General features: G+C 57.5%; 11 protein-coding genes. 3 read left to right on the top strand and 8 right to left on the bottom strand.

Features of this window, described 5'->3' with window-relative positions:
* Position 1: 1 nt before the first annotated feature.
* Positions 2–1,102: a sensor histidine kinase gene (locus AC0V6K_RS14180; RefSeq protein ID WP_472623337.1), complete on the bottom strand. Its 1,101-nt coding sequence runs from the start codon at positions 1,100–1,102 to the stop codon at positions 2–4.
* A gap of 148 nt (positions 1,103–1,250) precedes the next feature.
* On the opposite strand from AC0V6K_RS14180, the gene AC0V6K_RS14175 reads away from it, so the two are divergent.
* Both AC0V6K_RS14175 and AC0V6K_RS14170 read left to right on the top strand, forming a co-directional pair.
* Positions 1,251–1,802 (top strand): phosphoribosyl-AMP cyclohydrolase, encoded by a 552-nt coding sequence (locus AC0V6K_RS14175; RefSeq protein WP_472623335.1) that lies wholly within the window; start codon positions 1,251–1,253, stop codon positions 1,800–1,802.
* A 118-nt stretch (positions 1,803–1,920) separates the two neighbouring features.
* Positions 1,921–2,592: a DUF2490 domain-containing protein gene (locus AC0V6K_RS14170; RefSeq protein WP_486172676.1), complete on the top strand. Its 672-nt coding sequence runs from the start codon at positions 1,921–1,923 to the stop codon at positions 2,590–2,592.
* Between the two features lie 13 nt (positions 2,593–2,605).
* Here the strand turns inward: AC0V6K_RS14170 and AC0V6K_RS14165 are convergent, their stop codons facing one another.
* The 5 genes from AC0V6K_RS14165 to AC0V6K_RS14145 all read right to left on the bottom strand — a co-directional run bounded on the left by AC0V6K_RS14165 (position 2,606) and on the right by AC0V6K_RS14145 (position 9,369).
* Positions 2,606–5,197, bottom strand: coding sequence for a putative bifunctional diguanylate cyclase/phosphodiesterase (locus tag AC0V6K_RS14165; protein ID WP_472623331.1), 2,592 nt, complete (start codon positions 5,195–5,197; stop codon positions 2,606–2,608).
* A 375-nt stretch (positions 5,198–5,572) separates the two neighbouring features.
* Positions 5,573–6,985 carry a dihydrolipoyl dehydrogenase gene (gene lpdA / locus AC0V6K_RS14160; protein ID WP_472623329.1) on the bottom strand — a complete coding sequence of 471 codons (1,413 nt, stop codon included), beginning with the start codon at positions 6,983–6,985 and terminating at the stop codon, positions 5,573–5,575.
* A 168-nt stretch (positions 6,986–7,153) separates the two neighbouring features.
* Entirely contained in the window at positions 7,154–7,495 is a 342-nt protein-coding gene (locus tag AC0V6K_RS14155; protein WP_486172675.1) for an acyl-CoA thioesterase, read from the bottom strand.
* Positions 7,496–7,537: 42 nt separating this feature from the next.
* A complete protein-coding gene (locus tag AC0V6K_RS14150; RefSeq protein ID WP_472623325.1) occupies positions 7,538–8,083 on the bottom strand; it encodes a hypothetical protein in 546 nt (181 codons plus the stop codon).
* A gap of 20 nt (positions 8,084–8,103) precedes the next feature.
* Positions 8,104–9,369, bottom strand: a complete 1,266-nt coding sequence (locus AC0V6K_RS14145; RefSeq protein ID WP_472623323.1) for a pyruvate dehydrogenase complex dihydrolipoamide acetyltransferase — start codon at positions 9,367–9,369, stop codon at positions 8,104–8,106.
* Positions 9,370–9,505: 136 nt separating this feature from the next.
* Here AC0V6K_RS14145 and AC0V6K_RS14140 point away from each other — a divergent pair, with 136 nt between their 5' ends.
* Positions 9,506–9,958 (top strand): universal stress protein, encoded by a 453-nt coding sequence (locus tag AC0V6K_RS14140; RefSeq protein WP_472623321.1) that lies wholly within the window; start codon positions 9,506–9,508, stop codon positions 9,956–9,958.
* Here the strand turns inward: AC0V6K_RS14140 and rnr are convergent, their stop codons facing one another.
* Positions 9,959–12,256 (bottom strand): ribonuclease R, encoded by a 2,298-nt coding sequence (rnr, locus tag AC0V6K_RS14135; protein ID WP_472623319.1) that lies wholly within the window; start codon positions 12,254–12,256, stop codon positions 9,959–9,961.
* 57 nt (positions 12,257–12,313) lie between these two features.
* A complete protein-coding gene (locus tag AC0V6K_RS14130) occupies positions 12,314–13,585 on the bottom strand; it encodes a M28 family peptidase (RefSeq protein ID WP_472623317.1) in 1,272 nt (423 codons plus the stop codon).
* Positions 13,586–13,661: the final 76 nt, after the last annotated feature.

Here is a 13,661-nt window from a genome sequence, read left to right as displayed (position 1 = left end):
ATCAGTAAGCCTTCGGAAGTCGCGCTTCGACCACGACGCCCTTCTCGCTGCCTGCCCGCCACTCCAAGCGACCACCAATTGCTGTCATACGCTCTTTCATCACCTCAATGCCGACATTGTTGCCGGACTCTGAGGGTGCTGAGTGTGTCGCTTCAGATGGTCCGTTGCCAAAGTCTATCACTCGAAGAAACTGCTCGTCATGATCTGGCGAAAGTTGAGCCTCGATAATGACATCACAGGGGCCTCCCGCGTGCTTGTGAATGTTCGCGATTGCTTCTTGTGCGACACGATACAGAGCATTCTCTACTACTGCGGGAAGTCGAACGCTGTCCGCGCCCAATCGTTCTGTGATGGTAAATCCTTCAGCCTCCAGCCCTTCTATCAGTGTGCGCAAAGCTGGGAGCAATCCCAGATCATCGAGAGATGTCGGTCGAAGCCCCGCAATCACGCGGCGCAATTCTGACACAAGGCCTCGCGCCACATCAGCGTGCCCAATACCATCGTCGCCCACCAAGGCAGTATTCCCCGCTTCGACACTTTCAAGCATTCGAACCAAAGCGGTTGCAGTTTGCGCTACCCCGTCATGCAGCTCGTGCGAAACACGGCGACGCTCGTCTTCCTGCGCAGTGAATATCCACTCCAAGAGCGTTTCGAGCCGTCGCTCCCTGTCCTTCAGTTCGAGCAGCAGATGAGTCTTCTCGCGCTCTTGTTGAATGCGGCTCATCGCGCCGCCCAACATGTCGATCAGCATACGGACAGTTTCGCGATCTTCGCGATCCGGGATTGAGTCCAAGGACGGTAGGCCATCAATCTTGATCGCCGCCAGCACATCATCTTGGTTGCCTGGCGCCGGGATCGGGATGCCGCCGGGCTCTCCAGTTGCGACCAGTGAACCCGACTTGCGACCTACGAAGAAAGCGATGCGGGACGCACAGTCTCGAAGCACCTGCTCAAGGGTTTCAGCGCCCGCGCCAGCCAGATGTTGCCCAGTGACATGCAAGAGCCGCAGACGCGCGGCGCGGGCCTCAGCCTCGCGATATAACTCCCGAAGCTCGGCAATTGTCTCGGTATCAGACGGCATCACAGGCAGTTGGTTCGACATTACCGCTAACTTAGAGGTCAAATTTCAAAACGCATAGGCCATACGGCCTAGGCCGGAGAGCATGCCATCCGGCTGATTTTCGAGATTCGAACTGATCATATCTCTTGCCCATCAGCCGCTGACCCGGTTGCCCAACAGGAGATTACACATGAAAAAGACTGTTTTGCTCGCTGCCGCTGGCGCTACCATGGCGACTTTCGCCACGCCTGCACTCGCTGGTGGAGCTCCCATCACCACTGAGGAAGTGGAAGCTGCTCAGAAAGCTTGGGGCGAAGGCATCGTCAAAATCAGCGCGACCCATGCTGCTAATGGTGACTACAAAGCTGCAGCCAAGAAGCATCTCGACACACTCTACAACTACGACAATGGCATGGTTCTCTTCAAGCCAACCCTAGCTGCCGAAGATCAGTTCCGCGGCACATATGATGAAGCCCTAAGCTACTTCGTGAAGGGCATGCGCGCCGAAGACAGCGGTTTCGCGATCAAAGGCTGGACGAATGTTCGTTTTGAAAACGAAGGAATCGTCACTGATGATGACAACGCAATGGCCATGGGTAACTACTTCTTCACCGGCCCTGACGGCAGCATCACGAAGGTTGAATACACATTCGGCTACGTCCGTGATGCCGATGGCAACCTGAAAATCAACACCCATCACAGTTCGATGCCTTTCTCTCCAGCAACTGTCGCATCGAACTAATGAGCTGACCCCGCGCATCCATCACCTCCCCCTTCTCCGATGGATGCGATCTTCAAACGGGCGGCACCAAAATGGTGTCGCCCGTCTTTTTTGCTTAGAACACAGAGTGATTGATCCCATGCATATCAAGAAACTTGGCCTAGCCGCCGCTGCACTATCAATGCCAATCGCGACACCCGCGGCAGCAGAAGAGGACTTCAACATTTGGACGGGACAGTTTGCTACTGTTGACGTCGATGATGACGTTTTCATCCGGGTTGAAGCCCAGGAGCGTTTCACAAACGATGCTGATCGTCTCGGCCAACTCTTACTGCGATCTCTTGTCGGATACAGGCTGAATGACAAAGTCAGTGTTGGCGCCGGATATGCCTATATTCTCACCGATCCGGTTGGTCCGGTGGAGGTCAATGAACACCGTTTCTATCAAGAGCTGAACGTCCGTCTTTTCAAAACATCAGGCGGCACCACGATCGATTCACGGAACCGTTTCGAGCAACGCACTTTCGAAGAGGATGGTGAAGTCGCTCTGCGCTTCCGGCCTTTCGTGCAGTTACGAGTGCCGATCAGCGGCAACAACAAATTCGTCGCTTACACGGAGCCATTCATTGCTCTCAACGAAACACCACTTCAACGCGATGGCATCGGCCTGTGGCGCAACTTTGCCGGTGTCTCCGTCCCTATCACTCAAGGTGTGGAAGTTGTTCCGGGCTACCTAAACCAGACCGCCTTTCGTCCAGGGCAAAATCGCACGGATCACGTTGCCAACGTCAATCTCTTTATGAAGTTCTGAGGCGACTGCGGCCTTATGCCGCAGCGGACTTCTGTTTTTTGTCGGACGAGCGGCTGTCTTGTTCAACGACTGCCTCAGGGCGGGCAAAATGGAACCCTTGGAGACACGAGCATCCAAGGTTGAGCATAGCGTCAACTTGATCCTCTTCCTCAATGCCTTCTGCCGTAACATCAATATTGAGCGAGTTTGCCAGCGACACAATCGCAGTAACGACTGCCTGGCTACGGACCGATCCGGCAGCCGCAGCTTGAACGAATTCGCGATCAATCTTGATCATCGAGAAGTGCATCTTTTCAATGTAGTTGAGCGACGAGTAGCCACGCCCGAAGTCATCCAGCGCCAATGAAACGCCCAGTGCCTTGAGGCTGCTCAACAGCTGCTCAAGATCATCGTCCATTTCGACGATCAGAGACTCGGTGAGTTCAAGGATCAAACGTTCAGGTGCTAACCCGCTCGTCGCTAGAGCATGCGTTACGGTGCTAAGGAATGACGCGTTCGACAGCTGCAACGTTGAAATGTTCACTGTCAGCTTGATATGCTCAGGCCAATTTGTTGCTTCCGCGCAAGCGGAACGCAGCATCCATGCCCCCAAACGATCAATAAGAAGCGCGTCTTCAGCAACCGGAATGAACACGCCGGGTGAAACAACACCGCGTTCGGGATGAGTCCAACGCATCAGGGCTTCGTAGCCCAGCACGGAGCGGTCCGATCCGGTAATGATTGGCTGATAAACAATCGACATCTGACCATTTTCGAGCGCGTCGCCTAGATCGTTTTCAAGGCTAGATCGGTCTTCAAGCTTCTCACGCATGGAGGGCTCGTACGTGACGCAAATGCCTCGGCCACGGTTTTTCGCTTCATAAAGTGCCAGATCGGCGTTCGTCATGTGCCAACTTGTCGAGCCTTCGCCGTTGATAGAAGTGACACCGATCGAAGCCCCGATCGATACTTCAAAGTCCTCAAGTTTATAGCTTTCACTCACGCGTGCGATGATCGCATTGGCCATTTCGATAGCGCTGCCAAACTCGGTTCCAGGTGGAAGCAACAGGCCAAACTCGTCACCGCCCAAACGCCCGATAATCGCATCTTTCCCAGCTGCCTCACGGAAACGGCTTGCCACCTGCGTTAAAAGCAAGTCACCAATACCGTGACCGTAGATGTCATTGACCTGCTTAAACCTGTCGAGGTCGATGAACATCAACGCAGCCTCATTCCCGCGTTCGCGACAAACCTTCGCCTTTTCCTCAAGAAGATGGCGGAAATGATCGCGAGAGAAGAGACTGGTCAAGCCGTCATGCTGGGTCACATAAGTCAGCTTCTCGTTCGCCGCGCTGATTGCGGCCTTGCTGCGGCTAACAGTGCGTAGAATTCCAAGCGCAACGAGGAATGCCACGATAACAAGAAGGATACCCAGCGTCAGCAGAATGACTTGGTTGTTTGCGCTGGAGAGACGCGCTTCGTTAGCCTCTTTCTCAGCCGAGAGTTTGGAGATGCGTAGCTCTCTGTTCGCGGCATCAAAGCGCGCACCCAGCAGAGAGCTGTTTGCGGTCGCAGACAGATCTCGAGCTTCATCATCAATTCTGTGGAACGCAGCAAAGTGCTCCAGCGCCAGCTTGCTGTCACCGCGCGCGGAGTACACTTTATGCGCGGTGGCATGGAAGTCGCGGAAGAAAGGCGACGTCTGGCTCAGATCTTCGCCAGCAAAGGTCATTCCGATGTAACGTTCCGCGGTCGCAGTCTGTCCTAACGCAAGGGCATTCTGTGCGCGAACGCCATATAGGAAGCGGCGCCATTCGGGCGCATCTGCATAGGCAATCCGAAGTCCGCGGACCACGGTTTGCTCCGCGGCTGCGTATTCACCCTTCGCATATTGGGTCGACGCGATATTTGTTAGGATTCGTGCTTCGAGGAGCGGGCTGCCCATCTTTCCAGCTGCTTCGAGCGCCTGACGGAAAGCCTCCTCGGCCTCATCAAACCGCTCCAGCTCCTTTAGCGCGTTGCCCGTATTGTTATAGGCAGAAAGAGCTAGCGCATTGTCATCTGGAAACGCTTCGTTTGCTTGTCGATAATACCGCAGAACACGCTCATAATCTCGGGCATCTGAATAGAGCGAACCGATATTTTGGAGCACGATTGCGCGGCTACGATCTTCACCCAGCGCTTTGTATTTGTCATGCGCGGTCAGAAATGCGTCGAGCGCTTCACCGTACTTGCCTGCTCCAGCATTGAACGATCCTTGCGAACGCAGAAGGTCGGCATAGAGCTTATCGTCGGGAAACCTCGTCTCCGCTTCTTCCAAAGCGCTCTCGATGATCGAGCCGGCTTCTTCAGACTTGCGAAGGCGCATCAACGCTTCGGCTTCAAGCCATTGCGCGGTTAGCTTGTCCTTCACGGCATCATCGGTCTCTTCCGTAACAAGCTTTTGAGCATCACGCGCGAGCTCAAGCGCTTTCGCGGAGTCAGCCATCATCAGAGATTTGGCTTCACCAATTGTGTCGTCAAAGACTTTGGAGCTGGAGTGTGTGTCGGCCAGTGCCGGCGAAGATAGGGCCAAGCATAGCGGACCGAGCAACATGCCGAGCTGATTGATAGTGGCTTTTCTCATCACTCAGTCCCTTGCGTTGCTAAAACTATTTCGCGGCCTAATCCCAAGCTTCCCATCCCCGTTTGAACAACAGAACGAAGGGTCTCGGGATGCTCAGCGTCACCCAAACAATGAAAACCGCAATATTTGGTTAACTGGGACCAATCAGCCCGCTGATTGACATCACTTCCGAAGGACGTCCCGCTGTGCTTAGCGACCCAGTTGGGGATCGGAGCATCGAGTGCCCGTGTCCCCTTGGCTAGCATTTGCATTTCTCGACATCCCCAAAAAGCGGAGGTCAAAGACCCCGGACTTCGGAGAGCAATATCGAAATGCCGTTCGAATGGGGTTCACGCGGTTGGTTAATGTCTTAACAACGCCGCGACATGGTTTGCCCTAAAAGTGCAGCGCTCTTCCATAGGCATCGAGAACACTTTCGTGCATCATCTCTGAAAGCGTCGGGTGCGGGAAGACAGTCTGCATCAGCTCCACTTCAGTCGTCTCGAGCACTTTGCCGACGGTATAGCCTTGGATCAATTCGGTAACCTCTGCGCCCACCATATGCGCGCCAAGCAGCTCGCCCGTCTTGGCGTCGAACACCGTTTTGATCATCCCCTCAGCCTCGCCCAGCGCGATAGCTTTGCCGTTGCCGATGAAAGGGAAGCTGCCAACTTTGATGTCCTTGCCCATCTCTTTGGCGGCGGCCTCGGTCATACCAACACTCGCGACTTGCGGGTGGCAATAGGTGCAGCCCGGAATCGCGCTGCGATCAAGCGGGTGCGGGTGGACATCTTTGTTCCCCAGCTCCTGCGCGATGGCCTCGGCGCAAGTCACCCCTTCATGGCTAGCCTTATGCGCCAACCAGGGACCTGGTGTGCAGTCACCGATGGCCCAAAGACCCTTTGACTTCGTGCGGCCGTAGGGATCGATCTGGATGAAGCCGCGATCCATCTCGGCCAGCGTGTCGATCCCGATGTTCTCGGTGTTCGGCACGATGCCGATAGCAACGATTACATGGCTAAACTCGGTCGTCTCGACTTTGCCCTTCGCATCCTTGATCTTCGCGCTCACGCCTTTGTCGGCAACCTTCAGGTCCTCGACCCCGGCGCCGGTCATCACGTTGATGCCCTGCTTTTTCAGGCTCCTTTCCAGGAAGGCAGAGATGTCATGGTCCTCGACCGGGACGATCCGATCAAGCATTTCAACCACTGTAACATCAACGCCCATGTCATTGTAAAAGCTTGCGAACTCAATGCCGATAGCGCCCGATCCAATCACAAGCAGCTTCTTCGGCATCTCCGGCGGCACCATGGCGTGGCGATAGGTCCAGACACGTTTGCCGTCGGCAGGGGCGAACGGCAGGTCCCGCGCCCTTGCACCGGTAGCGACGATCACGTGCTTGGCGCTGAGCTTCTCTTCGCCCTTCTCGCCTTTCACCGTTAACGAGGTCGGGCCGGTCAGCGTGCCCTCTCCCATATGCACGGTGATCTTGTTCTTCTTCATCAGGTGACCAACGCCCTGATTGAGCTGCTTCGCAACACCGCGGCTGCGCTTCACAATCGCTTCGAGGTCCGCCTCGATCCCCTTTGCAGCGAGGCCATAGTCCGCCGCGTTCTGCATGTAGTGGTAAATCTCTGCCGAGCGCAGCATCGCCTTGGTCGGGATACAGCCCCAGTTGAGGCAGATACCGCCAAGGTTCTCTCGCTCGACAATTGCAGTCTTCAATCCAAGCTGCGCACAGCGGATCGCGGCGACATAGCCACCCGGGCCTGATCCAAGGACGATCACATCATAGGAGGTAGCAGTCATTCAGGTTTCCCATCTGAAGTCTGACTCGTGAAACACTTGTTACACTGTCCAGAAAGCAAAAAAAGCGGCTTCGCACATTGCGGCGCGGTGAGGTGGATAGGCGGAAAGGGACTGCTGATATGCGCATCGCGCTCATACTCCCACAGCGGGCATGCGGTAGGAAAACGATCATGTCGCAACTGCCTCGACCGGTCGCGGGCGATCATTCTCGTCCAGCAGCACGAATTTAAACGTACCGTGCGCGACCGTCATCTCCGCTTCACCATTGCGTTCGCGCGCAATTCCCTCGGCGAAGATCGTTAGAGACGTGTTCCCCGTATCGCGCAAATCGCAATAGACGCTGAGTTCATCGCCAACCGCCATTGCGCCCGGAAAGGCAAAGTCGGTCGCGGAGACGACCACAGCTTTGCCCCGCCCCACGCGGCTTGCCAACGCACCCGCGCCAAGCGCCATCTGGCTCATCAGCCAGCCACCGAACACGCCCCCGTACGGGTTTGTGTCAGCAGGCATAGCTGTGACACGGATAAGTGGGTCGCGGTCAGCCAAGAGCAGTTACCCGGCAATCAAGGTGACGTATTTTGCACTCACCCAACCTGACTGACACGGACCTGGATAATTCCTGGTCGCATCAATAGGCGAGCCTGTGCCGCAGTCCTTGCCGCCTGACTTGTCGTAAACAACGCCAATCCAGCTGTTGCCCTTGGCCGAGTCACAGAACGTGACGCCTTGGCCCGATCTAAGACGATCGAGCTCAGTCGCTTTCACGTCCGGTGCTGCACGCACCGAAAGGAAGCCATCGCCGCCTGCTTTCAGGCCACTGACTTCACCGTAGCTGCCGCACGCATCAAGATCGGGGCCGTCAAAGCCATACCGCACAGGTTGCGCGGCGATCGTTGGCGCTTCGACAGTGTTGCTGTCTTCCGCCGTTTCCGTCTCAACGGCTTCCGAAGATTCCGCATCCTCAGAGCTATCGGCACCATCCTCGACAGTGCCGTCTTCCGTCGTCTCCTCAGTCGGAGCGGTCTGATCTGGTTCGGCTTCGCTTTCGCAGGCGACCAGTGTCAGGCCCGCCAGCGTTGCAATCACGATGTTACGCATGAAATTCCCCCTCGTAGTTCTTAGACGACCAGCCCCATCGGGCTTTCGATCAGGCTGCGGAACTGGTCGAGCAGTTTCGCACCATCCACCCCGTCAATCGCGCGGTGATCGAAGCTGCCCGTGACCGACATAACAGTCGCAACCTGCAGCGCGCCATCGACCACATAGGGCCGCTGTTCACCCGCGCCGACGGCGAGGATCATGCCCTGCGGCGGATTGATAACGGCGTCGAATTGCTTCGTGCCGAACATGCCGAGGTTTGACAGCGATGCGGTGCCACCCTGGAATTCGTGGGGTTGCAGTTTTCCGTCGCGCGCCTTGCCCGCAAGCTCTTTCATCTCGGTCGAGATTTCGGCGAGACCCTTGCGACCGGCATCTCGGATGATCGGCGTGATCAGGCCAGTGGGCGCAGCCACGGCAACGGAGATATCCTGCCGTGTGTACTGGTGCATCACGTCGCCTTGGAAACTGACATTGCATTGCGGTTCGCGTTGCAAAGCGCGGGCGAGCGCCTTGATAATCAGATCATTGACCGAAAGCTTCACGCCGTCAGCCTCGAGGCTTTCATTCAACTGCTTGCGCAGCGCGAGCAGCGGATCGAGACGAACATCGACGGTCAGGTAGATGTGCGGGACCTGCTGCTTAGCTTCGGTCAGGCGCTTGGCGATGACTTTGCGCACATTGTTGAGCTTCTGCTCTTCAAACGGCGCATCATATTCTGTCGCGGGCGGTGTGAGAGCACTTGCAGCAGGCGCCGCGGCTGCCTTGGCCGGAGCTGTGCCAGCTTGTGCACCTTCCACATCTGCTTTGATAATGCGCCCGCGCGGACCGCTTCCGGTTACGCTTGAGAGGTCGACCCCTTTCTGACCAGCAATTCGCTTGGCAAGCGGCGAGGCAATGATGCGGTCGCCCTCCGATGAAGCGGCGGCGGGAGCAGGTGCCGGGGCGGGAGTTGGTGCTGGTGCAGGCTTTTCCTTGGCTTCAACCGGAGCTGGCGCGGGAGCAGGCGTGGCGCTCGGAGCCTTCACATCGCCGACATCCTCACCGTCCTCGGCGAGCATCGCGATGACCGTTCCGACTTTCACATCTTCACTGCCTTCATCGACAAGGATCGCTGCCAGCGTTCCCTCATCCACAGCTTCGAATTCCATCGTCGCCTTATCCGTCTCAATCTCGGCCATGATATCGCCGGAGGAGATCTCATCGCCCACCTTCACCAGCCATTTGGCCAGAGTGCCTTCCTCCATCGTGGGCGAAAGCGCGGGCATTTTGATTTCGATAGGCATTGCGTGCAGAGACTCCCTTGACCCATTCTGCAGTAATTCGGGTGCATTCTGATTTGGCGAATTCAAGACGCTTGGGCAAGGCCTTGCATTGTTCGGATTTTGGCCGGATACCCGAATGGGGGAGCGAGATATACGTATGCGCACATTTCTCGTAGTCATCGATGAAAGCGAAGAGGCCCGCGCGGCGCTGCGCTATGCAGCGCGCAGGGCGGTAGCAGTCGATGGCGGCGTGCATCTCCTCGCCCTCGTGGCTCAGCAGAATGTCAGCGCGTTCAGCGGCGTTCAGGCGACCATCGAACAGGAAGCGCGCGACCGGGCGGAAGTTATGGCGCACGGCGTTGCGGGCAATTTGTTGGCCGAAAGTGGGATTATGCCCACAATTTCTGTGGCAATCGGCAATGGCCAGAAGATCGTGACCAAGTTTTTGGCAGAGCACAAAGAGGTCGATGCTCTCGTCCTGGGCGCGGCAAAAGGCGGCAATCCGGGCCCTCTCGTTTCGCACTTTTCCGGCAATGCAGGCACGCTGCCCTGCCCGCTCTATGTCATCCCGCCTGGTTATGACGAGAAGAAGGTGGATAAGCCGGAGTAGTTACCGCCGGCGACCCTGATGCCGGATATTGCCCGGCCGTCCGCGTTTTCCCTTCATATATTTTCCGCCCTTTTTCGGCCCGCCTGGTCCACGACGGCGATGCTCGGGTCGACCACCACGCGTTTCAATGGCATTGCCTTCAGCATCCACCGGCACAAATTTGAGCGCACCGGTGAGCGCGTTGGCCTCTCCGAGCTTCAGTTTTAGCCTGTCACCCACCGAGTAAGTCGTTCCAGTGTCAGCGCCGACCAATGATTGCGCGGCTTCGTCATGACGGAAGTACTCTCCGCCGAGGGTTGAAATTGGGACGAGGCCGTCCCCCCCGAGCCCTTCGATGGTGGCGAAGAAGCCGAAACTCTGGACACCTGTGATGCGCGTGTCGAACACTTCGCCCACACGGTGGGAAAGCCATGCCGCGACATAGCGGTCGATCGTGTCGCGCTCTGCCTCCATCGCGCGCCGTTCGGTTTGGCTGATCGCATCGGTGATCGCTTGCAAATTGTCGCGGTCGCGGTCTGCAAGGCCAGATGTGTCTGGAATCGAGCCCGGCGGTGCTGGCTGCTCCAGCCAATACGCGTCAACAAGTGCACGGTGCACCAACAGGTCCGAATAGCGCCGGATAGGCGACGTGAAATGCGCATAGGAGCCGAGCGCCAAGCCGAAGTGCCCGGCATTGTTCGGCCCGTAATAGGCCTGTGTCTGGCTGCGCAGCACGGCCTCCATAAGTTGAGCCTTTTCAGACTCATTTTCGATATTCTTGAGCATGGAATTGAAGAGACCCGGCGTGATCACCTGACCCAGCGCAAGCTTTTTGCCCAGGGTCGCCATGTAATCGCGCAGCGCGATCAGCTTCTCGCGAGCCGGTTGCTCGTGGACGCGGTAAACCACCGGCGCGGCCTTGGCTTCCAGCGCCTTTGCTGCGGCGACATTGGCAGCGATCATGAAATCTTCGACCACGCGGTGCGCATCAAGCCGTTCGCGCACTGCGATTTCCGCGATCTGGCCTTCTTCATTCAACACAACGCGCCGTTCTGGCAATTCCAGTTCCAACGGATCACGTTTCGCCCGCGCATCGGCGAGCAATTTCCATGCGTCCCAAAGGTTCTGCAAATATTCGGGCGCGTCGCCCTTATCGATGGCAGCCTGTGCATCCTCATATGCAATATTGTGATGGATACGGACAAGCGCGCGCGTAAAGCGGAAGTCCTTGATCTGACCCTGCGCGTCAATGTGGAGATGACACGCCATCGCCGCGCGGGCCTCGCCCTCCTTTAGTGAGCAGACATCGGCGGACAGTATCTCTGGCAACATCGGCACAACGCGGTCAGGGAAATAGACCGAGTTTCCACGCTTGCGCGCCTCTCGGTCCAACGCAGAGCCCGGCCGGACGTAGAAAGAGACATCCGCAATCGCGATGAGCGCGTTGTAGCCGCCCTTCCCGTCCGGCTCGGCCCAGATCGCATCATCGTGATCCCGCGCATCAGCGGGGTCGATGGCCACGATAGGAAGCGCGCGCAGGTCCTCTCGCTTATCCTCAGATAGCTTGAGCTTTGCCGCGAGCGGCGCCTCATCGAGCACTTCTTCCGGAAAGATGTGCGGGATGCCGTGCTTGGCGATGGCAATCAGACTAAAGCTCTTGGGTGCAAGAGGATCGCCATAGACCTCGACCACCTTCACACCCGACCGTTCCGAACGACCGGTGCGCTCGGCGAGAACGAGCTGTCCTTCCTTTGCCATGCCCAGATCGCTGATCCGCGCGGATTGGCGGATGCGTTTGTCGACCGGCGCGAGCCATGCCTTGCCCGCTTTGTCGATCTCAACCACGCCCATCATGCCCTCAGTGAGCGTAGGCAGCCTTTTCATCGGATAGGCGATCCATCCGCTCTCCCGCTCCTCGGTTCGAGAAAGCACCCTATCACCGCGTTTGAGCGCAGGCGCGCGTTTGCCGCCCCGTCCTTTCATCTCGCGCAGCGTCAGACGCGGGGGCTTGTCGGGCGCATCGGGGGACCACGCGTCAGGCACCGCAATCGCTTCGCCATCCTCTATTTCGACCACACGCAGCACCGTGACTTTCGGAACTCCGCCCATGCGGTGATAGGCGGTCTTGCGCCCGTCTATCAGGCCCTCTTCGGCCATGTCTTTAAGCAGCTTTTTGAGCGCGATTTTCTCCTGCCCCTTCAACCCGAAAGCCTTGGCAATCTCGCGCTTGCCGGCGGGGGTGTCAGAGGATTGGATGAACTCGAGAACCTGCTTCTTGGACGGCAGGCCCTTGGGGTACTTTGGCTTGAACTGGGGCATCGGCGTGCCCTTACCCGTTCGGCCCAAGCTTGTCGAAGAAGGATTTTTCGCTGAGCGTTAGTCGTCAGGCTGCGCCACAGGCTCAAACGCACCGCCGGGTACTGCGCTTGAAACGGGCGAGCAGTACTCGCCAGTGCATGCCGAAATGCCGAACAACCAATCATCACCGCGCAACGGCACAGACACTTCATAGCTGATGGTCGACGCCGGCACTATGTCGCGAATATCCTCGCCTTTGGTGCCATCGGGCAAAACATCGCGCCAGTACGGCTCATCGGTCCGTCGCGCCTTGATGATGAATTTGTCGGCGCCCTTGGTGAGGCCCCAATTCAGCACAGTATCCACCCGCACAGCCGCATCGGCAGTCACAGAAGGTGGCATGGGTGCATGGGCCAGACGGTGCAGCGCGCGGACATTCAACTGCGAGGCTCGCGTCAGGTAATTGAAGTCCAGCTCATCAACCGTATCGCCGTATTTCACGCCATCTTCAGTGCGCAGGTCTTGGTGCTGATGCTCATAGTCTTCGACCGAAACAGCAATGCGCAGCGCGGGATAGCCTTTATCGAGGAACGGGATCTGGTCACCGCCCCGCCCCATACGGTCGGTCCGCCAAATCTGACGCACCTGCATTCCCGTCGGATAGGCCTTGGCCACATCCCCAACCCAACGCGCAAGATTGCGTCCCGGCATATCATTCTCGCCACCAAAACGGCGTTGGCGTGAACGCAAACGTTCGGTTGAGTCTGCGCGCGGGCCCTCGGAAAAGACGCGGACATGTTCAAAGTCGCAATAGCCATCGGAGCCGCAAGGACTGCCGATCATATCGTTGTTGAGCACGCCTTTGACCGTCATGCCCTGCTCTTCCACCCAATCGGCGAGGATGCGTGCGCCGTAGAGGCCTTGCTCTTCGCCGGTTAGCAGCGCGTAGATAATCGTGCTTGGATACTTGCGCTGCGAAAGGATGCGGGAGGCTTCGAGGATCATGACGCTGCCCGAGCCATCATCGTTCGCACCTGGCGCATCATCGGTACCGTTGAGCGGATCGGTAACGCGGCTGTCATAGTGCCCTTGAACAATGATCACTTCCTTGGGCCGTTCGCTGCCCCACTGGATTGCGACGGCATTGCGCACCAGCGTGTCTTGCGGGATACGGCGACCATCAGCTTTGATCACGCGCTCAACCGACTTCACATCAAGGCAGCCATCACACTTCGCACCGATACGATTGAATTCATCGAGTGCCCAATTGACCGCCGCGCCAATGCCACGCTTGGGATCGGTCTGGGACGATAACGTATGGCGCGTGCCGAAACCGACAATCGTGTCCATATCCGCGCGCAAGCGTTCCTCAGAACACCTCGGTGCCAGGATCGTGGTTTTGGCTGGAGTGGTCGCCGGCAGCGAG

It is taken from the genome of Erythrobacter sp. S43 (genome assembly GCF_057364955.1).
The sequence above is the reverse complement of the archived record's forward strand: the minus strand, read 5'-3'. Positions and strand labels throughout refer to the sequence as shown.